Here is a 25405-nt window from a genome sequence, read left to right as displayed (position 1 = left end):
GTCCCTTTCGTGGATGTGACATCTCTGCAGCCCCTCACTTGAACGACCCCGAGCTCGACTCCCCCGAGTCATTTGCTGCAGGAGGGCGCGAAGACGCTCTGTGCCCCCCAGGTCGCGGCATGTGACACCGCAAGCCTGACGAGGAATCTATGTGTCAGAACAACGTGGTAACAAGCACACCTGGTGAGCAAGATGTGACTAGCTGTCGCGCGAATCGAGGCAACCTGGGCAAAGGCTGGCAATCCGTTGACGATCTGAGGCAGAGGTTGACATCGTGATCAGATGGTCACCGCCCGTATAGACCTGACCACGACCGGACCCGACGAAGAGCCGTTCCCGCTGCTGATCGCGGTCGCGGCCTCTGCTGAGCAGCGCGTCCGCCTGGCCGAGCTCGTCGACGACGTCGCACCGTTGCTGCTGGTCTCCAGTCTCGACGAACTGCGCCGACTGTTGGTTCCCGCCCAGCAGCCACCGCCCGCCGCGCCCGAGCGCCCCGAACCGCCGGAGCCCGATGCGGTCGATGCCGCCGCGGTCCGAGCCACGGTGGAGGAGCCGGACGCCGACGTACTCACGATCGACCGGGCCCGCTCGGTCGCCCGCTGGCGCGGCGGCGAGATCCAGCTGACCGACCTCGAGCACGATCTGCTGACCCGGCTGATGTCGACGCCGCTGCGGGTCTGGTCGTACGACGCTTTGCACCAGACCGTCTGGCGTGACCTCAACGTCCGCGGCACCGCCGACGTCCACTCGGTGGTGAAGCGGCTGCGTCGCAAACTCGACGAACTCGGTACGACGGTGACCATCGACGCCGTCCGTGGGATCGGCTTCCGTCTCACGGATCACCAACGCCCGATGATCACCGATCTGCGCGCGGGGTAGTTTCTTCGGATGTGACCTCCTTCTCTGCGCTGAGTCATCTCGAATGCCCTCGTTGTGGAGCGACCCACGACGCCGACCAGATCATCGGGCTGTGCCCGTGCGGGTCGCCGTTGCTCGCGCGGTACGACCTGCCGTCGGTGACGGTGACGCCTGCTTCGTTGGCTGATCGAGCACCGAACCTGTGGCGGTACCACGAGCTGCTGCCGGTGCGGTCGCCGGACAACGTGGTGACGCTGGGGGAGGGGATGACGCCGCTGCTGCCTCTGCCTCGGTACGGCGCTGAGCTCGGGGTGGATCGTCTGCTGATGAAGGACGAGGGGCTGATCCCGACGGGTACCTTCAAGGCGCGCGGTGCGGCGGTGGGGGTGTCGCGCGCGTACGAGGTCGGCGTACGGAAGATCGCGATGCCGACGAACGGGAACGCCGGGTCCGCGTGGGCCGCGTACGCCGCGCGCGCCGGGATGGAGGCGTTGATCGCGATGCCGATCGCGGCGCCGGAGATCTGCCGGCGCGAGGTGACGGTGGTGGGTGGTCGGCTGCAGTTGATCGACGGGCTGATCGGAGATGCGGCGGCGTACGTGCGGGAACAGCCCGGGTACTTCGACGCGTCGACGCTGAAGGAGCCGTACCGCATCGAGGGCAAGAAGACGATGGGGCTGGAGATCGCGGAGCAGCTGAACTGGGAGTTGCCGGACGTGATCGTGTACCCGACCGGCGGCGGCGTCGGCATCATCGGCATCTGGAAGGGCCTCCTGGAACTGCGCGAGCTGGGCTGGATCTCGGGGCCGCTGCCGCGGCTGGTCGCCGTGCAATCGACGGGGTGCGCGCCGATCGTCCGCGCGTGGGAGAAGGGTTTGCCGGAGAGCGAACCGTGGCCGGACGCGAAAACTGTTGCCTTCGGCATCACCGTCCCGAAGGCGCTCGGCGATTTCCTCGTCCTACAGGCGATCGCGGAGACGGATGGCTGCGCGGTCGCCGTCGACGACGAAGACATCCTCGCGGAACAACACAAGGTGGCTCGGATGGAAGGCTCCTTCATCTGCCCAGAAGGCGCAGCCAACTTCGCCGCCATCCGCACGCTGCGCGAATCCGGCTGGATCCGAGCCGACGACCAGGTAGTAGCCCTCAACACCGGCGCCGGCCTCAAATACCCGGAGACCGTGCCGCTGCCGAGCTGATGTAGTCGGCCCCCCGCGCTCCCACCCACCCCCGCTCATCGCGGTGCATTCCCTTTCGGGCTTATCGCCGCGTGCTGCCGCTGTCGTGACGGTTTGCCGGCTGAGCCCGCGATCGACCGCCACGTCGATCGCTTCGGGTGCAGCTGCACACACCCAGCCGCGCCCGCCCGGCAGCGGTCAAGCCCCCGGCCCCGAGTGCGATCCGTTCACGAATCACAGCATGCCGCGGACCGGGTGTACTCGCCCGCGAGCGGCAGCTCGCCACCTCCGGCGATAGCCGGAAGGGATGCTCCGGGCGATAAGCCCGGGGGTGGGTGGGGCGGCGCGTAGCACGGCGACGAAGGAGTCGTGCGTAGCACCGCGAGGGGGTTTCTAGCCCCCACCCATCACACCGGTCAGGCTTGGCCGCGGCGTACCGCGAGGATGTGGGCGGGCTCGGCGTTCGGGTCCAGTTTGATGTAGTTCTGTTGGCCCCAGCGCCAGGTTGCGCCGCTGATCTCGTCGTACACGGTGAACGTGTCCTCGGGGCGCATGCCGAGCGCGGTCATGTCGAGGTGGACCATCGACTCGCGGACCGAGTGCGGGTCGGTGTTGACCACGACGATCACCGTGTCCGTGTGCCCGTCCGGCGCCGTGGACCGCTTCGAGTAGCACATGATTGCTTCGTCATCGACCGTGTGCAGGGACAGGTTGCGCAGTTGCTGCAGCGACGGATGCCGGCGGCGGATGTTGTTCAGGAGCGTCAGGTACGGCGCCAACGACCGCCCCTCCGCCTCCGCAGCAGCCCAGTCCCGCGGCCGCAGCTGGAACTTCTCCGTGTCCAAGTACTCCTCAGACCCGGGCCGCAACGCGACATGCTCGAACAACTCATACCCCGCATACACACCCCACGCCGGCGACGACGTCGACGCGATCGCCGCGCGGATCTTGAACGCGCCCGGCCCGCCGTACTGCAGGTACGCCGTCAAAATGTCCGGCGTGTTCACGAAGAAGTTCGGGCGCAGGTAGTGCCCGGTCTCCTTGGTGAGCTCGGTGAGGTACTCCTCGAGCTCCCACTTCTCGTTGCGCCAGGTGAAGTACGTGTACGACTGGTGGAACCCGACCTTCGCCAGCTCGCGCATCATCGGCCGCCGCGTGAACGCCTCGGACAGGAACACCACATCGGGATCGGTCTTGCGGATCTCGCCGAGCAGGTACTCCCAGAAGTTGACCGGCTTGGTGTGCGGGTTGTCGACGCGGAACACCGTGACGCCCTTGGAGATCCACAGCCGGACGATCCGCAGTACCTCGGCGTAGATGCCTTCGGGGTCGTCGTCGAAGTTGATCGGGTAGATGTCCTGGTACTTCTTCGGCGGGTTCTCGGCGTACGCGATCGAACCGTCGGCGCGCTTGGCGAACCACTTCGGGTGGTCCTTCACCCACGGGTGGTCCGGCGACGCCTGCAGGGCAAGGTCGATCGCGACCTCGAGTCCGACCTCGCGCGCGCGGCCGACGAAGTACTCGAAGTCCTCGAACGTGCCGAGCTCCGGGTGGATCGCGTCGTGCCCGCCCTCCTCGGAGCCGATCGCCCACGGCGAACCCGGGTCGCCCGGCTTCGGGTCGAGGGTGTTGTTCGGGCCCTTGCGGAACGAGTGGCCGACCGGGTGGATCGGCGGCACGTAGAGGATGTCGAAGCCCATCTTCGCGACGGCCTCGAGCCGCTGCGCCGCAGTACGGAAGGTGCCCGAGGTCCACTGACCCGATTCCTCGTCGTACTTCGCACCCTCGGAGCGCGGGAAGAATTCGTACCAGCTGCCGTACAGCGCACGCGTCCGGTCGACCCACACCGGATACGTCTCGGACGACGTGATCAGCTCACGCACCGGGTACCGACCGAGCGCGGCCCGGACCTGAGGCGAGATGCCCGCGGCCAAGCGCGCCTCCGGCGGCAACGCGCCGTTCGCCAACGCGTGCGCGGCATCGCTCAACGTGCCGCGATCCGCGCGCACCGCGGGCGGTACGCCGGCCGCCGCCCGATCGAAGAACGCTGCGCCCTCGGCGAACATCAGGTCGACGTCGAGACCGGCCGGCACCTTGATCTCGGCGTTGTGCCGCCACGTGCCGTACGGGTCGCTCCAGCCCTCGACCGCGAACGTCCACGCACCCTGCTCCTGCAGCGTCACGTCGACGGTCCAGCGGTCGGAGCCCTGGCCCACCGGGCTCATCAGCATCCGTCTGGTCTGTCCCGACGGCGACGTCAGTACGACGTTCGCGTTCACCGCGTCGTGGCCCTCGCGGAAAACCGTGGCCGCGATGGTGAACGTCTCGCCGACCGCCGCCTTGGCCGGATACGCTCCGGCGTCGACGGTCGGGGTGACCTCGGTGATCGGGATGCGCCCAGTCATGGCGTAGGTGAACTCGCTTTCCGAATGTCGATCCGACGGTTCTGTACGTTTGCCGAACTACAGGACTGACGTTATCGGTTCCCAGTAGTCGTCTGTGCCACACGGGCCTGCAAAATCTTGCTCGCGTTGCAAGATCGATGCATCCCGAAGGTGTTTTGCGCACCCCGGCCCGGTACGGTGTCCCGGTGCGAGCGATACGACGATTTTCCGTCCGCCCTGTCCTGCCTGCGCCGCTGACCGGCCTGGGCACCCTGGTGAACAACCTCCGCTGGGCCTGGCACCCGGAGACGCAGGACGTCTTCGAGGCCGTCGACCCGCAGTTGTGGCGGAGCACCGGCGGTGACCCGGTCAAGCTGCTCGGTGAGGTACCGGCGGCCCGGCTCGACGAGCTGGCCAACGACCACGCTTTCCTGCGCCGGCTGGAACTGGCAGTAGCCGACCTGGACAGCTACGTGACCGAGGACCGGTGGTTCCAGAGTGCGGGATCGCCGCTGAACGCGGTGGCCTACTTCTCCCCGGAGTTCGGCATCACCCACGTCCTCCCGCAGTACTCCGGTGGTCTCGGCATCCTCGCCGGTGACCACCTGAAGGCGGCGAGTGACCTCGGCGTACCGCTGATCGGCGTCGGCCTGCTGTACCGGCACGGGTACTTCGCGCAGTCGCTGAACCGTGAAGGCTGGCAGCAGGAGCGGTACCCGCTGGTGGACCCGGACGGCCTGCCGATCAGCCTCCTGCGCGATGGTGACGCGCCGGCGACTGTGACGCTGACGCTGCCCGGCAACCGCGAGCTGCACGCGCAGATCTGGGTCGCCCAGGTCGGCCGTGTCCCGCTGCTGATGCTCGACTCCGACATCGAGGAGAACGAGCCGTCCGAGCGCGAGGTGACCGACCGGCTGTACGGCGGTAGCACCGAGCACCGGCTGCTCCAGGAGCTGCTGCTCGGCGTCGGCGGTGTCCGCGCCGTCCGCACGTACTGCCGGATCACCGGTCACGCGGCGCCCGAGGTGTTCCACACCAACGAGGGCCACGCCGGCTTCCTCGGTGTCGAGCGGATCCGCGAGCTGGCCGCCGAGAAGGACCTCGACTTCGACACCGCGCTCGAGGTCAACCGCGGCGGCACCGTGTTCACCACCCACACCCCGGTCCCGGCCGGTATCGACCGGTTCCCGGTCGAGCTGATCCAGCAGCACTTCTCGGCCGACGTGTTCGGTCCCGAGGTGCCGATCGACCGCATCCTCGAGCTCGGCGCCGAGGACTTCGAGGGCGGCGACCCGGCGCTGTTCAACATGGCGATCATGGGTCTGCGGCTGGCGCAGCGGGCCAACGGCGTGTCCAAGCTGCACGGCGTCGTCAGCCGCGGGATGTTCTCCGGGCTGTGGCCGAGCTTCGACTCCACCGACGTGCCGATCACCTCGATCACCAACGGCGTACATGCGCCGACCTGGGTGGCACGCGAGATCCACGACCTGACGTACGCGAACTACACCGCCGACGAGAACATCTTCGACGGCCTGGACAAGACCACCGACCAGCAGATCTGGGAGACGAAGCGGCTGCTCCGGCAGCGGTTCATCGACGACACCCGGTCGCGGGTCCGGCAGTCCTGGATCAACCGCGGGGCGAGCGAGGCCGAGCTCGGCTGGGTCGACTCGATCCTCGACCCGGACGTCCTGACCATGGGCTTCGCGCGACGCGTTCCGTCGTACAAGCGGCTGACGCTGATGCTGCGCGACCCGGCCCGGCTGAAGTCGCTGCTGCTGCACCAGCAGCGGCCGGTCCAGATCGTGATCGCCGGCAAGGCGCACCCGCACGACGAGGGCGGCAAGAAGCTGATCCAGGAGATGGTCCGCTTCGCCGACGACCCGGAGGTGCGGCACCGGATCGTGTTCGTGCCGGACTACGACATCGCGCTGGCGCAGCCGATGTACCCGGGCTGCGACGTCTGGCTGAACAACCCGCTGCGTCCTTACGAGGCGTGCGGTACGTCGGGGATGAAGGCGGCGCTGAACGGCGCGCTGAACCTCTCGATCCGCGACGGCTGGTGGGACGAGTGGTACGACGACGAGTTCGGCTGGGCGATCCCGTCCGCTGAGGGCATCGAAGACACCGACCGCCGCGACGACCTCGAGGCGCACGCGCTGTACGACCTGATCGAGAAGCAGGTCGCGCCGCGCTTCTACGACGGTGAGGTCCCGGGCCGCTGGATCGAGATGCTCCGGCACACGATCAAGGAGCTCGGCCCGAAGGTGCTCGCCACCCGGATGGTGCGCGACTACGTCGAGCAGCTGTACGTGCCGGCCGCGAAGTCGTCGCGCTCGCTCAACTCGACGTACGACGGTGCTCGTGAACTGGCGGCGTGGAAGCAGAAGGTGGTTGCGGCCTGGCCGCAGATCCGTGTCGACCACGTGGAGCTGCAGGGGCTTGGCGACGTACCGCAGCTCGGTACGACGGTCGGGATCCGCGCGTTCGCTGCGCTGGGTGATCTGGCTCCGGCCGACATCTGCGTCGAGGTCCTGCACGGTCGCGTCGACGCCAACGACGAGATCACGGACCCGGTCCGGGCGTCGCTGTCGCTGGCCGAGACGTACGAGGGCAACCGCCACCGCTACGAGGGCGAACTGAAACTGGACCGCACCGGCCCGTTCGGCTACACCGTCCGCGTCGTCCCGAACCACGCCGGCCTGGCCAGCGTCGCCGAACTGGGCCTCGCCGCCGGCCCGTCCGACCCCGACGACCCCTCCACCCCGGATCTCCCAGCCGGCTCGGAGTTCTAACCCCAACACAAAAGACACAACCCCGCCTGCCTCACCAGGCGGGGTTGTTTGTTTGTGTCGCGCCGCGGGTGCGGATGATGCCGTAGGCAACTAGTGCTGCGGCTAGGGCGGTGAGGGTGAGGGCTGCGGTGGTGGTTGCCTGGTGGAACTGGGTGGTTTGGTGGGTGGTCCAGTTGGGGGTGGTGATGGGGCCGGTGAAGAGGAGGGCCAGGAGGGTGCCGGAGATGGCTATGCCGGCGGCGGAGGTTACTTCGGTGGCCGTGTCGGTGAGGGCTGCGCCGATTGTGGTGCGGTTTTCGGGTAGGCCTCGGAGGACGTTGACTCCGGCAACCACTCCGACGACGCGCATGCCGGCGGCGACGAGCACCAAAGCGACCGCGACCCAGAGGTAGCCGAAGCGGTTCAGGGAGCCGTAGACGGCCAGGCCGAAGACCACGGCAGCAGCGCTGATCCAGGCAGCACGGCCAAGGCCGACGCGTCGTACGAACGGGCCGATCAGCGCGCCGCCGGCGACGAGCACTACAACCTGCGGGAGCATCCCGATCGCGGCCAGCGCGGGGGACCAGCCCCAGTCGAGTTGGAGTTGCAGCGTGACGAGGTAGCCGAGGCCGGCGGTCGCCAGGCCCGCTGCGGCCTTGAAGGCCAGGCCGCTGGAGACCAGTGGGTGGGCAACGAGTTTGGGGTCGAGCAGTGGGTACCGCGCCGACCGCTCGCGTAGGTAGAACAGGACGGCCGTAACAACAGCAGCCGCAGTCGTCGCCCACGCAGACCACGCTTGAGCGCCCTCGTTGACGAACAGCGTCGGAGCGACCAGCGCGAGCACGATCGTCGCCGTACCCAGCACCGCACCGGCGATGTCGATCGGATCCCGGTGCAGCTCGGTCGCGACATCCGCCGCGATCCCGAGTCGCACCCCGACCAGAGCGAGTGCGGCGATCGGCACGTTCACCAGCAGAAGGACCTGCCACGGCGCGATCGCGAGCACGAAACCACCCGCCGTCGGACCGACCGCCAGCCCGACGAGCCCGACAGTCGAGATCAGCGTCGTCGCACGCACCCGCAGTTCGTCGTCCTCGAACAGCCGGAACGACAACGCCAGCGACCCCGGCGTCGTCATCGCGGCGGCGACCCCCATCGCCACCCGTACGGCGATCAACTGCTCCACGTTCGACACGAACGCCGTCGCCAGGCTCGCGACACCGAGCAGCGCCAGCCCGACCAGCATGATCCGTCGCCGCCCGAACCGGTCCGCGATCGCCCCGAACGAGAGCATCAGCCCGCCGAACACCACGGCGTACGCGCCTGTCACCCACTGCAGCGCGGTCGTCGAGGCGTGCAGCTCGCGCCCGATCGTGGGCAGCGCGACGTTCAGGATCGAGTTGTCGAGCATCTCGACCAGGAACACCGCGGACAGTCCGGCCAGCGCCACCCACGCGTCCCGCAGCGAGCGGGGCCGGTGAGCTGCTATGACGGTTGTCTGGGTTGAGGTCATGCCACTAAGTTAACTGACTAAGCTTAGTGACACAAGAGAGTGAGGTCACATGCCTAGAACCGATGCGCGCGGCGGGCCGCAGACGCGCGCCCGGATCTCGGACGTCGCGACGCAGTTGTTCCTCGAGCGCGGGTTCGACGGCGTCACAGTCGCCGAGGTCGCGCGCGAGGCCGGCGTCTCGAGCGTGACCGTCTTCAAGCACTTTCCGCGCAAGGAGGACCTGCTCCTGGACCGCACGGACGACGCGGTCGAGGTACTGCGTTCGGCCGTACGCGACCGCAGCACCGACGTACTGACGTCCTTGCAGCAGGCAACCGTCCGTCTCCTCGACGAGGAGCACGCGCTCTCCGGGGTCAAGGACGGATCCGTCCCGTTCTACCGGACCGTCGCAGCCTCGCCCGCGCTGATCGCCCGGTCGAGGGAGATCGCGGCCGAGCTGCAGCAGGTCCTGACCGAGGAGCTCGATCGCGACCCGGACTTCGACGGCGACCCGGAGCTCCTGGCCGCGTTCTTCATCGCCGGCTACACCGCCGTGCTCGTCGAGACTGCCCGCCGCGTGACCGCGGGAGACGCTGATGTGGCGGCCGACCATCGCGCCCGATTGGACCGGTTGTTCGACGGCCTCCGCAACGGGGTCGGGTAGCGGGCTACGCTTCCGGCATGGAGTTCGTGCAGCTCGCCGATGGCCGCAAGTTGGAGTACTTGATCGAGGGACCGGCGGACGGCGTACCGCTCGTGTTCCATCACGGCACCCCAGGTGCTGCGGTGCGGTTCGCGCCGCTCGCGGAGGCGGCCGAGAGGCACGGGCTGCGGTTGGTCAGCCCCAGCCGGGCCGGGTACGGCGCGTCGACCCCGCACCCTGGGCGGTCGATCGCGGATGTGGCAGCCGACACCGCCGGCCTGCTCGACGCGATCGGCGCCGACCGCTTCTACAGCATCGGCATGTCCGGTGGGGGACCGCACTCACTGGCGTGCGCGGCGCTGCTCCCGGAGCGTTGCATCGCGGCGGCCTCTGTGGCCGGCGTGGGACCGGCCGACGCTGACGGGCTCGACTTCATGGTCGGCATGGGGGAGGAGAACCTTGCCGAGTTCGGCGCAGCCTTCGAGGGGCGCGATGCGCTCGAGCCAGTGCTCGAGGAAATGTCGAGCGCGCTGGCCGGTGCCGAACCGGAAGACCTCGCGGCCGCGTTCGGCGATCTGGTCTCCGACGTCGACAAGGCCGCGATGACCGGTCCGATCCTGGACTGGCTCGCGGCCTCGTCGCGTCGATCTGTTGCCGAGAGCATCGCCGGCTGGCGCGACGATGATCTGGCGTTCGTGAAGGACTGGGGCTTCCGGCTGGATCAGATCACCACTCCGGTGGCGATCTGGCAGGGCGATCAGGACCGCATGGTCCCCGCCGACCACGGCCACTGGCTGGCCGCACACGTCTCGGGCTGCACCTTCCACTTCCTGCCGGGCGAAGGCCACCTCTCCCTGCTGAACAGCATCGACCAGGTGGTCGCAGACCTCGTCAGTTGACGTCGATCCAGGCGAACGGCGCGCCGGTCGGCGAGGTGATGAACGAGCGTCCGGCGAAGGTCAGCTCGGGGTCGGTGCGGTAAAGCTCGTTGACCTCCTTCGTTGCGGTCTCGTCACCGTTGTCAGAGGCAACCATCAGGTGCGCGATCCGGTCGGTGAGGTCGACATCGGCGCCGTCGAGCCGGTCCGACATCGCACCCCAGTTGTCCCAGAGCAGCAGCTCGTCGCCGTTCAGATGTGCGAGTTGGTAGTGCACGTAGTTGCGCACGAACCACCCGCCACCGATCGGCATCCCGGGGTCGACACCGAAGAGGTCGGGATCAAGGTCGCCGGCGCGGATCCCGAGCCAGACCTCGGCGGCTGACCGGAACGGCCCGGTCGGCATGTCCTGCACATCGAACGGACGGTCCTCGGCCGGGTCGAGCTGCGCGTCGATCATCACCCGGCGGTCGCCGTTCCAGTACTCCGCGACCACGTGGTCGGGGTTGAATCCATCGGTGAAGTAGTCCGCGAACCCGATCCGGCTGCGCGCCGGGATCCCCTTGTGCCGCAGCGCGGACACGAACGTGAGCGTGTAGTCGCGGCAGCACCCGACGACGCGATCGATCGGCTCCCGCGGTACGGCGAGCGCCGTACCGTTGCGCTTCTGGTCCGTGGCGAGGATCGCCGACACCCAGCGATTGTCGATCTCGGCGAGCCGTTCGCCGGTGAACTCGATACCGCCGCCGCGGTAGTGGATCAGCAGGTTGCGAACCACCGCGGCGATTCCGGGGATGTCGTCCGGCAGCGCGTCGAACAGTCCGGCGTGGTCGCCGGGGTCGCTGAACCGGGTCTGGGTCGTGTAGTCCATCAGGCGTTCCTCTCGAGAATGGGCAGAGCGATGTCGACGGCCGGTTCGTCGCGGGGGATCAGCTGGCAGTCCGGGAGGTACACCTCACGTGGCGGACCCGCTTCGGGTACGCCGGTGGCCCGGACCCAATCCGTCACGAGGTCGTAGGCGAGCATGATCCGCGGGTACGCGCACTCGTTCATCGTGATCGTGCAGTACGCCTCCCGATGGGCCGGCTCGACCCTGGTCGCGATCCGGCCGGACGGGTCCACGAGACCGTCGAACGGCACGCACACCTCGACCGTCGCCTCGCCCTCGGGCGTCACCGCGCCGTGGTAGATCACCCACGACCCGGTGGTCGCGCTTGCGCCGGCGGCGGTCAGGTACGACATGATCTCGTCGGTGCACGTCACGATCACGCCGACCAGCAGCTGCTGGTTGGTGTCGGCACGGATCGACGCGATCTTGGTCGCCGGTACGTCGCGGGTCAGCACCGGCCGCGGCGCGAGTCCCGGCGTACCGGATCGGGACAGGCGGTCGCGCAGGTACTGCAACGTCGACCGCCGGGCCTCCGTGGTCGCCTCCTCGGCGGCCCACCAGCGGTCGAGCCGGATCAAGCCTTCCTCGTCGGTTCCCGCCAGTACTTCGGCGATCGTGGTCAGCGGCATGTCCAACTGCCGCAGCACGCTGATCCGCCGGGCCCGCTCCAGCTGCGCTTCGTCGTAGAAGCGGTAGCCGTTGGCCGGGTCGACCTGAGCGGGCGCGAGCAGCCCGGACACGTCGTACAGCCGCAAGGCCTTGTGCGAAAGCCCGGCCCGCTTCCCGAACTCACTGATCGTCAACACACGCTCATCAAACCCTTTGCCCCAAGGGCAAGGTAAAGACCGCCACTCGCTTCGCTCGTGGCGGTTGTGGGGGTGTCACACCGGGAACGGCCTCACATCGGGCTCGACCCATCCCGCTCGGGCCTCCTGTGAGGCAAGCGTCCGCGGTTCGTAGAAGTGCGTCAGCAGGCGCTTGTTCAGTAGGCCCGGGTTGCGGCCGACGAGCTCGTCGAAGCTCTCGTCCGGCGCCTCGTTCATGTGGTACGCCGTCAGCTCGACCCAGGCCCGGCTGACCGTCGCGTTGTACTTCTGCGGCGCGCCCGCGTAGCGCGCCGTCTGCTGGATCCCGTTGCTGACCAGATCGACCGCGCCGGCCGTCCCGCAACGTCGTACGGCGAGCCAGGTCAGCCGCACGTGCTCGCGGTGGCCGAACCGCTCGGCGGTCGACAGCACTTCACCCATCAGTTCCTCGAAGGTGTCCATCTCCCCACGTTCGGTACGGCGGGGGCCGCCCGCAACCGAGTTTCCGGAAGGGGGTTGTGTAGAAGACGGTAACGATATATCGTTAGTGTCATGAACAATATCGAGGAGGATATTATGAACACCCCCAACGAGATCAGAGGCCGCCGCGGAGGCGGCCACCATCACCCCCGTCGCGGTGGACCGCGAATGGGAGAAGGCATGCCGATGCACGGCGGACGCGGTGGCCCCCGGGGCCGCGGTGGCCGGGGACCGGAGCGTGGCTCACGCCGCGGTTCCGGCCGTGGTCGCGCCCCGCGCGGCGATGTCCGAGCGGCCGTCCTGATGCTGCTTGCCGAGGAGCCGATGCACGGCTACCAGTTGATGCAGGCCATCGCAGACCGCAGCGACGGACGCTGGACCCCCAGCCCCGGCGCGATCTACCCGACCATCAACCAACTCGAGGACGAGGGCCTGGTCACCGTGACCGCGGAAGCCGGCCGCAAGCTCGTCACACTGACCGACGCCGGTCGCGAGTACGTCGAAGGGCGCCGCGAGACGTCGGTCGACCCGTTCGCGCCGTTCGCAAGCACTGCCCCTGGCGCCGACCTGCGCGGACTGCTCGACGAGCTGGCCTCAGCCACTCGACAGGTCGCTCGCACCGGCTCCGAAGAGCAGCGCACCGCCGCTGCCAAGATCCTGGCCGAAGCACGCCGCTCGCTCTACCTGCTGCTGGCTGACGCCCCGATCCAGACCGAACAGGACCCCGAGGACTGAGACCTGCGTCACCGCAGGGAACGTCCTGACCGAACGACTCCTCTTCGCAGATGTCAGGTACATCTGAGGAGGGGTCGGGATGGGGTCTCGAAGAATCGTCGCAGGCGTGCATGTCCTGCTTGCGGCGCTGCACATCTACTGGGCGACCGGCGCCACCTGGCCCGCGCCCGACGAGCGATCACTCTCCCGAGCGGTCCTCGGTGTTGAACTGTCATTCGCTCCACAGGTGGTGCTGCCGCTGGCAGCGCTGCACCTACTACTGGCGTTCGCGGTACTCCGGTCCGACCGGTCCGCTCTCTGCCGTGCCGTAGTAGCCGGCCTCGCAGCGGGGCTGGCCGCCCGGGCCGCATTCGGCCTGGTGTGGATCTTTACCGACAGCGCTTTCTATTGGCTCAATCTGCTGGTCTACACACCGGCCTGCATCGCGCTGTGTGTTGCCGATGTGAGGCTGCTGCGAGTGCGCTGGCTGAAGGCAGCCGTAGTCGCCGGCCCAGTGGCCGTGGTGACAGTGCTTACGCTGATCGCCTACGTCTACCAGCCGGCGGAGCAGGCACACCCGGCCGAGTCGGCTCACTCGCGGTACGTCGAGACGCCGCTGGCCCGCTTCCACTACCTGCAACGCGGCACCGGCTCGCCCGTGGTGCTTCTGGCACCAGGCGCGTCGCCTGCCACTGCATGGGATGCCGAGCTCGCGACTCTCGCACACGACCACACCGTCTACGCCGTAGACCTTCCCGGCCAGGGTGAGACTCGTCTGCACGACGAGCGGTTCGCGTTCGATCTGGACGGCATGACCAACGCGATTGGTCAGTTCCTTGACGCACTGCGGCTCGAGAGCGTCGTACTCGGCGGCAACTCGTGGAGCGGCGGCTGGGGACTCGCTTATGCACAACAGCATCCGGACAGGGTCAGCAAGCTTGTCTTGCTGGCCCCGTCCGGTCTGGACGTGTCGGACGTCTGGAGCTGGGAGATCCTCAAACAGCCACTGATCGGCGAGGCACTCGCCAAGCTCACGGTGAACCGCAGCATGGTCGAGTCGGCGGTTCGCAGCCTGTTCGTGCACCAGAACCTGGTTACGCCGCAGCTCGTCGACTCGATGTGGATCCCCGGAACGTATCGTGACAACGTGCGATCCATGTACGCCCTCGAGCGCGGCCTCGACTGGAGCGTCACCGAGAAAGCACTCCCGTCGACGCGGCAGCCCACGCTCGTGCTGTGGGGCGACCACGACACCGTGCTGCCGGTCGCGCAGGCCGCCCGCTTCGGAGAGTTGTTGCCGAACGCAACCGTCCGGATCTTGCCGGGGTGTGGACACGCGCTCACCGTCGACTGCGCGGACCGGGTGACCCCGTTGCTGAGTGCCTTCGTCAGATGATCGACGAGCAACTCGTCCGCGCAGCGCAGCGCGGCGACACGGTCGCGATGAACGACGTGCTCGACGCGCTCACGCCGTACGTCGGGAGGATCTGCGGGCCGATCGCGCTCAACGACGGCCCGGACGCGGCGCAGGAGGCGTTGATCGCGATCTTCCGTGGACTGCGCGGCCTGGAGAATCCGGCCGCGCTGTTCGGCTGGGCTCGCGCGATCGCCGTACGCGAGGCGGTTCGGGTTGCACAGCGCGGGCAGCGGCAGGAGCCGGCTGAGTTGTCGGAGCTGCCTGCGGCTGACGATCCGCAGCTGCTGGTCGACGTACGGGATGTGCTCCGGCGGTTGTCGCCGGAGCATCGTGCGGTCCTGGTACTGCGGGACCTCGAAGGAATGGGCGAGGAGGCGGCGGCCGCCGTACTCGATGTCCCAGCAGGTACGGCGAAGTCGCGGCTGCACCGGGCGCGGGCGAGCTTTCGGAAGGCGTGGAGATCATGACGGACTGGCCGACCATCGAACTGACCGACGTCGAGCGGTTCCGCGCGCTCGCCGCGGGCGTGCCCGGTGCCGCGGTGACTGAGCGCGTCCTGCCTGCCGATCCCGATCAGGTGAAGGCGATGCTTGCCGACCTGGATGTCTTCGCCGAGATCCAGGCCGACTTCGTGTCGGCGACTGTGCTCGAGCGTTCCGGCGACCGCGTCGTCGTACTGGCGAAGGGGCGTCGCGGCCAACGTGCTCGGCTGGTGGGGCAGTTCCGGCCGGGGTGGTGCTGGTTGCAGAGCCGGTTCGTGATCATCGGCATGGCGGTCGCGGCCGAGCCGGGCGGTGGTACTCGTGTCGCCCTTACCGGTGGCATTCGCGTACCGGGCCGTGCGGCGATCGTGCCGATCCGGGTCCGGCAGGAGAGTGTGAGGACCTTCGAGCGTCTGGAGCGCTTGCTCAGGGCTTGAGTACGCCGGCCGGCAGTGCGGCGAGCAGGGCGTCGGCGTGGCGGCGGTAACCCAGGTTGTTCGGGTGGAAGGCGTCTGGGGCGAGCATGCCGCGCCATGGCGGGCGGGCGTACCGGGAGACCTCGGCGACGGGCAGTCCGCGGGATGTGGCCGAGTTGCTGATCAGCTGGTTGATGCCGGCGACGTACGGGCTGACTGCTCCACCTACTCGCCAGAGCCGGTCTGGAACGGTCAGGTCCATCACGACCGACGAGGAGGGGAGCCGGTCGATCACCTGGCGCAGGTGGTCGCGGAGCCGCTTCGGTGGCGTAGCGAGGATGTCGTTGCTGCCGATGCCACAGGTCACCAGCGCCGGAGCCAGTCCGTCCAGCAGTGGCAGCTGATCATCCAGCACATGCCGCGTCTGTGCACCGGACCGCGACAGGTTCAGCACCCGCCACGGCGTGCCTTTCCGACGCAGTGCATTGAGAACCTGCCCGACGTACCCGTGCAGCGGCGACGAGGCACCCAGCCCCTGTGCCGTCGAGTCACCCAGCACGACCCAGAGTGGTCCGTCGGCCGACAGGGCGGCCGAGTTCTGCCGGTTCCAGTACTCCGCATACGTCCGCGCCTGCACATCGACGTACGCCACGCCATCCACCCACCGCTGAATCGCCAACCGCGAACTGGTCCGCTCAGCCTGCCCCCACCGCATGATCCCGCGATGTAAAGCCCCAATAGGCGTAGTCCGCTCACGCCCTCGCTGCAGCAAGAACATCGATCCCCCCAGAGGTGAACAGCAGGTGACCGATGAATGTACAGGCGGAAGGTTAACAACCTTCAGAACTGCGGGCCGGGCCCTGACGACGAGCCCGGCCCGCTCTTCCGGTTTCAAGCGGAGCGGTCGCGGCGGCGCTGGATTCCCAACGAGATGCCGAGGCCCGCGCCCCCGAGCGCGATTCCGGCGAGTACCCCGAGCCCGGCCGAGCTCAGGTCGACCGAGTCGGAGACCTCTGCGGATGCCGGCGGCTGCGACGGCACCGGCGGGTCGGTCGGGGCCACGTACGAACCGTGCGGGGAAGGATCCCGGGGCTGGTACGCCATCGCCGGAGCGACTGTGGTCAGGGCGGCGGCGACGAGCGCTCCGCCTGCGGCCAGCCGGCTGAGTCGGCGGGTCATGGACTGCTTCGAGTTACCTGCGTGCTTGGTGTTCATGGCTTCCTCTCCTCTTCCGGCGGGATCTCCGTGGTCGGCGATCCGGTTGCGCCTCGAGGTTTGGATCCGTTGTCCCGCTCGGCGGTATCGGCCCGGCGGACGCCGGTATCAGCCCGGTATCAGCCCGGGGCCGGTGCCCTTGACGGGTGTTCCCAGCGGGTGGAGGGTCGAAGAGTGGGTATCGCCGTACTCGGCCCACTAACCATCGAGGGGGAGTGGAAGAACCTCGCACGGCGGGACCGGATCGTTCTGGCCGCGCTCGCAGTGCACCCGGGGGAGGTTGTCAGCGCTGGGGTTCTAGCTGATGTTTTATGGGGAGAACGACCGCCCGCCTCGGCGGCCAAAGTCATCCAGGGCTGCGTGGTCCGGCTACGCAAGGTCCTCGGCAGCCACTCGATCGAAACATCGCCGGACGGCTACCGCCTGACCATCCCGCACGACCAACTAGACAGCCAACGCTTCGAACGCGCCGTCGGGCGGGCCGGGGTGCTGCTCGCTGGTGGTGAGGCAGAGCGTGCTGCTGTGGTGCTGTCAGACGTACTGACGCTGTGGCGCGGCACACCGTTCGACGAGGTCGCGGAGTGGGACTCCGCCCGGATCGAGGCTGCCCGGCTGACCGAGCTACGGCAGGTCGCCGAGGAGATGTACGTCGAGTCGTCCTTGCGTTCTGGTGGTCAGGACGGCGTGCTGGCCAAGGCGCAGGCGCTGACCGCGGAGGCACCACTGCGCGAACGGAGATGGGCTCTGCTGGCGACAGCGCAGTACCAGACCGGCCGGCAGGGCGAGGCGCTGGAGACGCTCCGGCGGCTGCGGATGGTGCTCGGCCGGGAGCTCGGACTCGACCCCAGTCCGGAGATCGACGCGCTGGAGCGGGGCATCCTGCGCCAGGACCCGGCCCTGCTCGGAGCGGCCGCGCTGCCGGAACCGAGTGCGAGCTGTCCTTACCAAGGCCTGAAGCCGTACGACGTCAACGACGCCGAACTGTTCTTCGGCCGCGACACCGAGGTCGCCGCCGGACTCAGGAAGCTGTCCGATCGCTCGATCCTCGCGGTCGTCGGGCCGTCCGGATGCGGCAAGTCCTCGCTGATCCGGGCCGGTGTGGCCGCAACCTTGCAGCAGGACGGCGGCCGGATAGTGACGATCACGCCCGGCCTCCATCCGATGCAGGCACTCGCCGCCGCGATGCCTGGCGAGGGACCGTCGCCGACGCTGGTTGTCGATCAGTGCGAAGAGGTTTTCTCGGTGTGTCAGGACGTCAGCGAACGTCAGGCCTTCCTTGCCCGCCTGACAGCGCACGCGACCAGCGCGTCGCTGATCCTGTCGTTCCGCGCCGATCGGCTGGCCGACATCGCAACGCACCCCGGTTTCGCCCGGACGCTGGAAGACGGCCTGCACCTGCTCACCGGCATGTCCGACGAAGAGCTGCGGACGGCGATCACTGAGCCCGCGCGGCAAGCCGCTCTGGTCGTAGAACCGGGCCTGGTCGACCTGCTGGTAAGCGAGGTGGCCGGCCGGCCCGGTGCCCTGCCACTGATGTCCCATGTCCTCGCCGAGACTTGGCAGCGCCGCGAAGGCCGCACCCTGACCGTCGCGGGCTACCAGGCATCCGGCGGCATCCAAGGTGCGGTGGCCCAGTCCGCCGAGCGGGTCTATGCACAACTCACGCCGGAGCAGCGGCCGTTGTTCCGCGCGCTGCTGCTTCGTCTGGTCACTCCCGGCCCCGACGGCCAACCCGTTCGCAGCAGGCTGCCGCGACGTACGGTCGTCACCGGCCCCGAGTCGGAACTCCTGATCGATCTGCTCATCGGTTCTCGCCTGGTTACCAGCGACGACGGTGTGGTGGAGCTTGCTCACGAAGCTCTGGCCAGAGCCTGGCCACGCCTTCTCGGCTGGCTCGACGACGACCTGGAAGGTCAGCGGATCTTCCACCATCTCACCCAGGTCGCTGACTCCTGGGATTCCTTGGAGCGTCCGGAGAGCGAGCTGTACCGCGGCGTCCGGCTCGCGAAGGCGCTGCAGTGGCGGGACGACGCACACCCGGACCTCACGGACACCGAGCGGGAGTTCCTCACCGCGAGCGAACGCCTCTCGGTCGCGGAACTCCGAGCTGCCGAGGAGCAGGCGCGCCACCAGATCCGCGTCAACCGCCGCCTCCGTACGGCGCTCGGCACAGCCGCCTTTCTCCTCGCCGGGGCCCTGATCGCCGGATTCCTCGCGGCCGGCCAAGCTCAACGAGCCGACCGCCAGGCCCTCGCCGCCAAACGAGCGGCCGTCGTGGCGGATGCGGGCCGGGCCGGCGCAAAGGCCGTCGTGGAGACCGACATCGACACCTCGCTGCTGCTCGCGATCGCCGCGGTCCGCATGAACGACTCACCTGAGTCCCGCTCCAGCCTGCTGGCCACGATCGCCAAACACCCACAGCTGATGACCTCGGTCGAGACCGAGAAAGTGGATTCCTATGGCCTCGAGGTGAGTGCGGACGGTCGCCGGGCCTTCATCTACTCCGCGAGCGGGCATGTCCTCAGCTACGACCTGACCAACGGCACACAGGTTGCTGCGTACAAGCCGCCGAACCGATCGCGTGGCGCGAACCATCTCGACTTCCTGGACCCCATCGCGCTGAGCCCGGGCGATCGCGAACTGGCCGTCGGGACGCCGCCCCCGACCACCGAACCGGTGGTGTTGCTCGATCCCGCGACGTTGAAGCCGACCGGCCGCCGGTTGCCGGGCTTCAGCAAGACACCTGCCCGCGCGACGCACGTCGGCTACAGCCGCGACGGGCGCTCGCTCGTCGCGGTGATCCAGTACTACGGCGACGGCATCGCGAACGACTTCAGCAGCGGCGCCGTCTTCATCTGGGACATCAGCCCGGGCCGCGCGCCGTCCGTGCGGCGAATCACGCCGCTGGCGGCCGCATCCGTTCAGGACGCAGTACTCAGCCCGTCCGGCGACCGGATCTACCTGAGCAAGCCGGCCTCGGCGTACGACGTTGCTACTGGCAAACAACTGTGGTCGCAACCGGATCTCGTCTTCACCCAGGCCGATGTCGCGCGGGACGGGAAGACCTTGGCGTTCGCCGGGGAGGCGAGGGATACCGCCGGCCGCGACTACGACAAGGTCGTGCTGGTGGACACGGTGACCGGCGCAACCCTGCGCCGGATGGACGGTCACGGGGCCAATCCGCTCAATGCCCACTTCTCGCATGACGGCAAGTCGTTGGTGTCGGTCGGAGCCGACTATCGGGTCGTGGTCTGGGACACGGCCAGTGGAGCGCCGGGCGAGAACATCCCGATCGCCGAACGCGACAGTTTGACCGCCGCCTTCGGGCCGCGGGACGACAAGCTGTACACCTCGGCAGGCGACAGCGCGCTGCGGAGCTGGGATCTCACCGGCAGCAACCGGCTTCTGAGCGAGCAAAGGGCTGCGCCCGTTTTCGCCTATGGATGCCGCTTCATCGCCCCCGGCGGGAGGAGCTATTTCCGGCTGCTCAACTCCGACGCCGCCTATCTCGATCCGGGCCAGCCGGCCGGCGTCTTCGTCGATACCGTCACCGGAAAACTCGTCCGGTTCGACGCGATCCCCCTCGGCGAGACGACGAACAGTTGCGGTACCTGGCACCCGAGCGGAGCCAGGTTCGCGCTCGGCAATGCCACCGGGGAAGTCTTCGTCGAGGATGCCCGCACCGGCCACCTCCTGGCCAGGCAGAAGGTCACGGCCGCCAAGATCCAGGACCTCGACTACAGCGGACGCGACGGCAGCCGGTTGGTGGTCGGTGACGAGTCCGGCCTCGCCGCGCTCCTCGACAGTGCCACGCTCCGACCGGTCGGCAAGCCCGTTCAGGTCGGTGGACCGATCGCGTGGTTGTCGGCGAGCCCGGACAACCGGTCGGCGTTCCTGGTGATCGGGGGCCGCAAGATCTCCGACCGTCTCGACGCCCCGTCCGATCGGTGGGCGTTGGTAGACCTGATGGAGGGGCGCGTCGTCCGACGCGGAACCTTCCCGATGAGTGTCCCCAGCATCGTGACATTCGCGCCGGACGGGACACGGGTGGCCGTCGGCAGCGAGAAGGGAGACGTACTGCTACTGGATCCCACCACCGGCGAGAACCTCGCCGCACCGCGGATCGTCCACCAGGGGTGGGTGAATGGGATTGCGTTCTCTCCGGACAGCTCGCTGCTGGTCTCGTCCGGATGGGACGGCGGCGTCGCGCTCTTCGACGGAAAGACGGCTGCGTTGCTCGGCACGATCATGACGCCGAACCAGCAACTCGTCACGGCCGATTTCCTGCCGGACGGCCGTACCGTCGCGATTGCGGCGTACGACGACGGCGTCTATCACTGGGACACCCGGCTGGAGCACACGATCGCGATGGCGTGCCGGATGGCCGGGCGGCAGTTGACGGCCGACGAGTGGCGGGAGAACTTCGGGGCGCGGCCGTATGTGAAGACTTGTTAGAGGGCGCGGAGGAGGACCAGGCAGCGGGCGGCCAGGGGGACGGTGGCGCCGGCTTCTACCTCGGTGACCATGCTGTGGCTGGTGTCCAGGACTACCTCGTACGCCGGGGCCCAGGAGGCGTCGGGGACTACGACGGGCTGGGTTTGGGGGGTGGCGTTCAGGGCCAGGAGGAATGAGCTGTCGGTGAGGGCGTTGCCTTCGGTGTCGGTGGCTCTCAGGGCGTCGCCGGCCAGGAACATGCCGATGGTCCGGAGGTTGCCGTCGAACCAGTCGGCGTCGGTCATTTCGCCACCGTGGGGCGCGATCCAGGACAGGTCCTTGCGACCGCCGGGGACGACGGGCTGGCCGGAGAAGTAGTGCCATTGGCGCAACGCGGGATGGGCCGAGCGCAGGGCGATCAGTTGCTTGGTCAGCTCGAGCTGGTCGGACCAGGCTGCGGGGAGCGACCAGTCGAACCAGGAGATCTCGTCGTCCTGGCAGTAGGCGTTGTTGTTGCCGTGTTGGGTCCGGCCGCATTCGTCGCCGGCGGTGATCATCGGTACGCCGGTGGACAGGATCAGCGTCGACATCAGGTTCGCCATCTGCCGTTTGCGCAACGCGATCACGCGGCGGTCGTCGGTCTCGCCCTCGACGCCGCAGTTCCAGGACCGGTTGTCGTCGGTGCCGTCCCGGTTGTCCTCGCGGTTCGCCTCGTTGTGCTTGTGGTCGTAGCTGACCAGGTCCCGCAGGGTGAACCCGTCGTGCGCGGTGACGAAGTTGATCGACGCGTACGGGTACCGCCCGTCGTCGCCGTACAGGTCGCTCGACCCCGACAGCCGGTACGCGAGGTCCTTCACGCCGTCGGAGGTGTTCCGCCAGACGTCGCGGACGCTGTCGCGGAATTTACCGTTCCACTCCGACCACGGCGGGCCGAAGTTGCCGACCTGGTAGCCGAACGGGCCGACGTCCCACGGCTCGGCGATCAGCTTCACCCGGCCGAGCACCGGGTCGGCCGCGACCTCGGCGAGGAACGGATGGCCGGGGATGTCGACCTCGTGCCGCTCGTTCCGGACCAGCGTCACCGCCAGGTCGAAGCGGAACCCGTCGACGCCCATCTCCTCGACCCAGTAGCGCAGCGAGTCCATCACCAGGGCCCGCACCTGCGGGTGCGAGGTGTCGACAGAGTTGCCGGTCCCGGTCACGTCGTACATCGCGGCGCCGTGGGCGAGCCGGTAGTAGGCACGGTTGTCGATCCCGCGGAAGCTCAGAGTCGGACCGTCGAACCCGCCCTCGGCGGTGTGGTTGTAGACCACGTCGAGGATCACTTCGATGCCCGCGGCATGGAACGCGGCGACCATCGCCTTGAACTCGGCCACCTGCTCACCGCGCGAACCGGACGACGAGTATGGCGCGTGCGGCGCGAAGAAGCCGAGGGTGTTGTAGCCCCAGTAGTTCGGCAGGCCGCGCGCGGCGATCGACGGCTCGGTCAGGAAGTGGTGGATCGGCAACAGCTCCACCGAGGTCACGCCGAGCTCGGTCAGATACCTGATCACCGACGGATGCGCGAGTCCGGCGTACGTGCCCTGTTGGTGCTCAGGTACGTCGGGATGCCGCTTCGTGAAGCCCTTCGTGTGCAGTTCGTAGATGACCGTTTCGCCCCAGTGCACCGGCCTGCTGATCGGGGGCGGCGGCTCGGAGTCCGCGACGACGACACCGACCGGGACGTGGCCGGCGGAATCGCCGTCGGAGGAGTCGTAGATCAGCGGGCTGGAGAAGTCGAGTGAGCCGTCGACCGCCCGCGCGTACGGGTCGAGGAGCAGCTTCGACGGGTTGAAGCGCAGCCCGTGCGACGGGTCGAACGGGCCGTGCACGCGGTACCCGTACCGCTGGCCGGCTCCGACGCCGGGCACGAACCCGGTCCAGAACTCACCCGTGTGCGAAAGGTCCAGGTTCCGCTGGCTGCCGTCGTCCGCGACCAGGGCCAGTTCGACCCGTTCGGCGGCTGGGGCCCACAGGGTGAAGGTGGTCCCATCGGTCTGGACCACTGCGCCCGGACGCGGACCAGTGCCGGCGCTCGGGCCGGAAGCACTCGGGGCGGCGGTCGCTTCTTTCACCGGCACATTCTGCACAGTTCGGGGTGAGTTCTCGATAGTGAGGTACTTCTGTTCGTGAGACGGTAGTTGCGAACGCCTGTGCGCAGTGATACGCAAGGACCGTTACTAATTTACCCACAGGGTTGTAGGGGATCTCATGTCGGAAGAGCTTGCCGGTCTGACCGTGGGTCTGATCGGCGCGGGCAACATCAGCCATGTCCACGTGGCTGCGTGGAAGGCCCTCGGGGCCCGCGTCCTGGTGCATTCGCTGGAGGGCGCCGAGGAACTGTCGGAGCAGTACGGGCTGGAGGTCGCGGCGACGCTGGACGGTTGCCTGGCCGAGGCCGAGTTCGTCGACATCGTCACACCGTCGGCGACGCACAAGGAGATCACGCTGGCCGCGATCAAGGCGGGCAAGAACGTGATCTGCGAGAAGCCGCTGACGCTGACCGCGGCGGACTCGCACGAGGTGATCGACGCGGCCCGCGCGGCCGGCGTCCGGTTGTACCCGGCGCACGTGGTGCGGTTCTTCCCGGAGTACAAGGCGGCGTACGACGCGATCCAGGCCGGGCGGATCGGTGAGGTCGCGGTGGCACGGTTCTACCGGCAGGCGTCCTCGCCCGCGGGTGCCGGCTGGTACCGCGACGTGGCCCACTCCGGCGGTGTGATCATGGACCTGATGGTGCACGACCTCGACCAGGCACGTTGGCTGTGCGGCGAGGTGACGACGGTGTACGCCGCGCAGAACCCGCCGACGGTCGACGGGATCAGCCCGGTCAACGTGGCGGCGCATGTCACGCTCACGCACGAGTCCGGTGCGATCAGCCACTGCCGGGCGACCTGGGGTGCGACGGGTACGACGTTCCAGACCGGGTTCCAGGTGGCGGGGTCCACCGGCATACTGAAGTTCACGTCGGAGGGCGACACCGGGTACAAGGAGGAGCTGCAGAACGGCGGTGCCGGCGGCGACCTGCTGATTCCGGCGTCGACGCTGGGGGAGAGCCCCTACCTGACGCAGCTGCGTGAGCTGGCCATCGGGCTGCGCGGTGGACCGGAGCCGCGGGTGCTCGCATCCGACGGCGCGACCGCCGTCTATCTGGCCGAGGCGGCGCGTGCGTCGATGGAGTCCGGTCAGCCGATCGACATGAAGACCTTCGTCTCGAGTGGAGCAGTGGCATGACCCTGAAGGTTGCTCTGGCTTCGTTTGCCCACGTCCACGCCGGGTCGTACGCGCACCTGCTGGCCGCGATGCCTGACGTCGAAGTACTGTCCGCCGATCCTGACGGTGCGTCCGCACCGGACGAGGGGCCGCGGGGCGCCGAGCTGGCCAAGCTGTTCGGCATCCCGTACGTCGACACGTACGACGAACTGTTCGACTGGGGACCCGACGCCGTCATCGTGACGTCCGAGAACGCCGGCCACCGCGCACTGGTCGAGCGGGCCGCCGCAGCCGGTGCACATGTGCTGTGTGAGAAGCCGCTGGCCACCGAGGTCGCTGACGGCGAGGCGATGCTCGCGGCGTGCGAGGCGGCTGGTGTGATCCTGATGGTCGCGTACCCGGTCCGGTTCGCGCCGTCGTACCTGCAGCTGCGGGCGAACGTCGAAGCGGGTCGGCTGGGCGATGTGTTCGCCGTACTGGGGACCAACAACGGAAAGATCCCGTATGCCGCGCGGCAGTGGTTCGTTGACGCCAAGCAGGCTGGTGGGGGAGCCATGGTCGACCACACCGTGCACTGCGCGGACCTGATCGACGGTCTGACCGGCGGCGCGTCCGCCACCCGCGTGTACGCCGCGTCGAACCGCATCCTGCATCAGGACAAGGGGGTGGAGGTGGAGACCGGCGGTCTGGTCACGATCAACTACGACAACGGGCTGATGGCAACTATCGACTTCTCCTGGAGCGTCCCGGACAACGGCCCGACCTGGGGCGGCGTCTCACTCCAGGTGACCGGCACCAACGGCTCGGTCGAGATCGAACCGTTCCTCCCGCACGTCGGCGGTACCGACGCCAACGGCGAGGTCTTCCTCGGAATCGGCGGCAACCTGGACGAGTCGATGCTCGACACGTTCCTCGACGCCGTCCGCACCTCAGGCCCGTCCAAGGCCGGCACCGCCCCCGCCGTCATCCCCCAACCCGACGGCGCCGTAGGCCTCCGCACCCTCAAGATCGTCGACGCCGCCCGCCGCTCCGCGGCATCTGGCCAAGCCGTAGACCTGTAGTCGCACCACCGCTCTCCTCGCCGCCTCTGCTG

The 25405-nt window shown here is 68.3% G+C and carries 20 protein-coding genes; 12 read left to right on the top strand and 8 right to left on the bottom strand.

The annotated features are described in order from the left end of the window. Positions 1–282: 282 nt before the first annotated feature. Both ACFWUU_RS35820 and ACFWUU_RS35815 read left to right on the top strand, forming a co-directional pair. The gene (locus ACFWUU_RS35820; RefSeq protein ID WP_380182485.1) at positions 283–879 is read left to right on the top strand and encodes a winged helix-turn-helix domain-containing protein; all 597 of its coding nucleotides are present in this window, start codon (positions 283–285) and stop codon (positions 877–879) included. A gap of 11 nt (positions 880–890) precedes the next feature. Then, positions 891–2057 (top strand): threonine synthase, encoded by a 1167-nt coding sequence (locus ACFWUU_RS35815; protein ID WP_380182483.1) that lies wholly within the window; start codon positions 891–893, stop codon positions 2055–2057. Positions 2058–2452: 395 nt separating this feature from the next. On the opposite strand, the gene ACFWUU_RS35810 is transcribed toward ACFWUU_RS35815, so the two are convergent. Continuing rightward, positions 2453–4441, bottom strand: coding sequence for an alpha-1,4-glucan--maltose-1-phosphate maltosyltransferase (locus ACFWUU_RS35810; RefSeq protein WP_380182480.1), 1989 nt, complete (start codon positions 4439–4441; stop codon positions 2453–2455). A gap of 185 nt (positions 4442–4626) precedes the next feature. Between ACFWUU_RS35810 and glgP the strand changes: the two genes are divergently transcribed. Next, the gene (glgP, locus tag ACFWUU_RS35805) at positions 4627–7215 is read left to right on the top strand and encodes an alpha-glucan family phosphorylase (protein WP_380182478.1); all 2589 of its coding nucleotides are present in this window, start codon (positions 4627–4629) and stop codon (positions 7213–7215) included. Between the two features lie 31 nt (positions 7216–7246). Here the strand turns inward: glgP and ACFWUU_RS35800 are convergent, their stop codons facing one another. Next, positions 7247–8707: an MFS transporter gene (locus ACFWUU_RS35800; RefSeq protein WP_380182476.1), complete on the bottom strand. Its 1461-nt coding sequence runs from the start codon at positions 8705–8707 to the stop codon at positions 7247–7249. A 49-nt stretch (positions 8708–8756) separates the two neighbouring features. Between ACFWUU_RS35800 and ACFWUU_RS35795 the strand changes: the two genes are divergently transcribed. Then, positions 8757–9350 carry a TetR/AcrR family transcriptional regulator gene (locus ACFWUU_RS35795; RefSeq protein ID WP_380182474.1) on the top strand — a complete coding sequence of 198 codons (594 nt, stop codon included), beginning with the start codon at positions 8757–8759 and terminating at the stop codon, positions 9348–9350. Between the two features lie 17 nt (positions 9351–9367). Next, positions 9368–10228, top strand: coding sequence for an alpha/beta fold hydrolase (locus ACFWUU_RS35790; protein ID WP_380182472.1), 861 nt, complete (start codon positions 9368–9370; stop codon positions 10226–10228). On the opposite strand, the gene ACFWUU_RS35785 is transcribed toward ACFWUU_RS35790, so the two are convergent. The 3 genes from ACFWUU_RS35785 to ACFWUU_RS35775 all read right to left on the bottom strand — a co-directional run bounded on the left by ACFWUU_RS35785 (position 10221) and on the right by ACFWUU_RS35775 (position 12364). Beyond that, positions 10221–11078, bottom strand: a complete 858-nt coding sequence (locus ACFWUU_RS35785) for a transglutaminase-like domain-containing protein (protein ID WP_380182470.1) — start codon at positions 11076–11078, stop codon at positions 10221–10223. The two genes, ACFWUU_RS35790 and ACFWUU_RS35785, sit on opposite strands and share 8 nt — an antisense overlap. Continuing rightward, the gene (locus ACFWUU_RS35780) at positions 11078–11902 is read right to left on the bottom strand and encodes a MerR family transcriptional regulator (protein WP_380182468.1); all 825 of its coding nucleotides are present in this window, start codon (positions 11900–11902) and stop codon (positions 11078–11080) included. The genes ACFWUU_RS35785 and ACFWUU_RS35780 overlap by 1 nt, the downstream gene beginning before the upstream one ends. Positions 11903–11977: 75 nt before the next feature. Further along, positions 11978–12364, bottom strand: coding sequence for a hypothetical protein (locus ACFWUU_RS35775; RefSeq protein ID WP_380182466.1), 387 nt, complete (start codon positions 12362–12364; stop codon positions 11978–11980). A 321-nt stretch (positions 12365–12685) separates the two neighbouring features. On the opposite strand from ACFWUU_RS35775, the gene ACFWUU_RS35770 reads away from it, so the two are divergent. The 4 genes from ACFWUU_RS35770 (at position 12686) to ACFWUU_RS35755 (ending at position 15432) form a co-directional block, all read left to right on the top strand. Beyond that, positions 12686–13117, top strand: a complete 432-nt coding sequence (locus tag ACFWUU_RS35770; protein ID WP_380182464.1) for a PadR family transcriptional regulator — start codon at positions 12686–12688, stop codon at positions 13115–13117. 79 nt (positions 13118–13196) lie between these two features. Next, the gene (locus tag ACFWUU_RS35765; RefSeq protein WP_380182462.1) at positions 13197–14492 is read left to right on the top strand and encodes an alpha/beta fold hydrolase; all 1296 of its coding nucleotides are present in this window, start codon (positions 13197–13199) and stop codon (positions 14490–14492) included. Continuing rightward, a complete protein-coding gene (locus ACFWUU_RS35760) occupies positions 14489–14980 on the top strand; it encodes an RNA polymerase sigma factor (RefSeq protein WP_137259383.1) in 492 nt (163 codons plus the stop codon). The genes ACFWUU_RS35765 and ACFWUU_RS35760 overlap by 4 nt, the downstream gene beginning before the upstream one ends. Further along, on the top strand, positions 14977–15432 hold the full coding sequence (locus tag ACFWUU_RS35755; protein ID WP_380182460.1) for a hypothetical protein: 456 nt from the start codon (positions 14977–14979) through the stop codon (positions 15430–15432). The genes ACFWUU_RS35760 and ACFWUU_RS35755 overlap by 4 nt, the downstream gene beginning before the upstream one ends. Here the strand turns inward: ACFWUU_RS35755 and ACFWUU_RS35750 are convergent. Together ACFWUU_RS35750 and ACFWUU_RS35745 are read right to left on the bottom strand one after the other, a co-directional pair. After that, a complete protein-coding gene (locus ACFWUU_RS35750; RefSeq protein ID WP_380182455.1) occupies positions 15422–16063 on the bottom strand; it encodes an SGNH/GDSL hydrolase family protein in 642 nt (213 codons plus the stop codon). The genes ACFWUU_RS35755 and ACFWUU_RS35750 overlap by 11 nt on opposite strands. A 239-nt stretch (positions 16064–16302) precedes the next feature. Then, on the bottom strand, positions 16303–16626 hold the full coding sequence (locus ACFWUU_RS35745; protein WP_137259380.1) for a hypothetical protein: 324 nt from the start codon (positions 16624–16626) through the stop codon (positions 16303–16305). Positions 16627–16800: 174 nt separating this feature from the next. Here ACFWUU_RS35745 and ACFWUU_RS35740 point away from each other — a divergent pair, with 174 nt between their 5' ends. Next, the gene (locus tag ACFWUU_RS35740) at positions 16801–21081 is read left to right on the top strand and encodes a BTAD domain-containing putative transcriptional regulator (protein ID WP_380182452.1); all 4281 of its coding nucleotides are present in this window, start codon (positions 16801–16803) and stop codon (positions 21079–21081) included. Here the strand turns inward: ACFWUU_RS35740 and glgX are convergent. Then, positions 21078–23105: a glycogen debranching protein GlgX gene (gene glgX / locus ACFWUU_RS35735; protein WP_380182900.1), complete on the bottom strand. Its 2028-nt coding sequence runs from the start codon at positions 23103–23105 to the stop codon at positions 21078–21080. The genes ACFWUU_RS35740 and glgX overlap by 4 nt on opposite strands. A 205-nt stretch (positions 23106–23310) precedes the next feature. Here glgX and ACFWUU_RS35730 point away from each other — a divergent pair, with 205 nt between their 5' ends. Both ACFWUU_RS35730 and ACFWUU_RS35725 read left to right on the top strand, forming a co-directional pair. After that, entirely contained in the window at positions 23311–24333 is a 1023-nt protein-coding gene (locus tag ACFWUU_RS35730; protein WP_380182450.1) for a Gfo/Idh/MocA family protein, read from the top strand. Then, positions 24330–25373, top strand: a complete 1044-nt coding sequence (locus tag ACFWUU_RS35725; protein ID WP_380182448.1) for a Gfo/Idh/MocA family protein — start codon at positions 24330–24332, stop codon at positions 25371–25373. The genes ACFWUU_RS35730 and ACFWUU_RS35725 overlap by 4 nt, the downstream gene beginning before the upstream one ends. The last annotated feature ends 32 nt before the right edge of the window (positions 25374–25405 follow it).

The sequence above is a fragment of the Kribbella sp. NPDC058693 genome (genome assembly GCF_042715335.1).
GTDB classification, from domain to species: domain Bacteria; phylum Actinomycetota; class Actinomycetes; order Propionibacteriales; family Kribbellaceae; genus Kribbella; species Kribbella jiaozuonensis.
This window is presented reverse-complemented; position numbering and strand designations above follow the sequence as displayed.

Bases quoted from the DNA above. Each gene is read 5' to 3' on its own strand.
- ACFWUU_RS35820 (WP_380182485.1), top strand. From the start codon at position 283: ATGGTCACCGCCCGTATAGACCTGACCACGACCGGACCCGACGAAGAG.
- ACFWUU_RS35810 (WP_380182480.1), bottom strand. From the start codon at position 4,441: ATGACTGGGCGCATCCCGATCACCGAGGTCACCCCGACCGTCGACGCC.
- ACFWUU_RS35800 (WP_380182476.1), bottom strand. From the start codon at position 8,707: ATGACCTCAACCCAGACAACCGTCATAGCAGCTCACCGGCCCCGCTCG.
- ACFWUU_RS35795 (WP_380182474.1), top strand. From the start codon at position 8,757: ATGCCTAGAACCGATGCGCGCGGCGGGCCGCAGACGCGCGCCCGGATC.
- ACFWUU_RS35790 (WP_380182472.1), top strand. From the start codon at position 9,368: ATGGAGTTCGTGCAGCTCGCCGATGGCCGCAAGTTGGAGTACTTGATC.
- ACFWUU_RS35785 (WP_380182470.1), bottom strand. From the start codon at position 11,078: ATGGACTACACGACCCAGACCCGGTTCAGCGACCCCGGCGACCACGCC.
- ACFWUU_RS35775 (WP_380182466.1), bottom strand. From the start codon at position 12,364: ATGGACACCTTCGAGGAACTGATGGGTGAAGTGCTGTCGACCGCCGAG.
- ACFWUU_RS35770 (WP_380182464.1), top strand. From the start codon at position 12,686: ATGCTGCTTGCCGAGGAGCCGATGCACGGCTACCAGTTGATGCAGGCC.
- ACFWUU_RS35765 (WP_380182462.1), top strand. From the start codon at position 13,197: ATGGGGTCTCGAAGAATCGTCGCAGGCGTGCATGTCCTGCTTGCGGCG.
- ACFWUU_RS35760 (WP_137259383.1), top strand. From the start codon at position 14,489: ATGATCGACGAGCAACTCGTCCGCGCAGCGCAGCGCGGCGACACGGTC.
- ACFWUU_RS35755 (WP_380182460.1), top strand. From the start codon at position 14,977: ATGACGGACTGGCCGACCATCGAACTGACCGACGTCGAGCGGTTCCGC.
- ACFWUU_RS35745 (WP_137259380.1), bottom strand. From the start codon at position 16,626: ATGAACACCAAGCACGCAGGTAACTCGAAGCAGTCCATGACCCGCCGA.
- ACFWUU_RS35730 (WP_380182450.1), top strand. From the start codon at position 23,311: ATGTCGGAAGAGCTTGCCGGTCTGACCGTGGGTCTGATCGGCGCGGGC.
- ACFWUU_RS35725 (WP_380182448.1), top strand. From the start codon at position 24,330: ATGACCCTGAAGGTTGCTCTGGCTTCGTTTGCCCACGTCCACGCCGGG.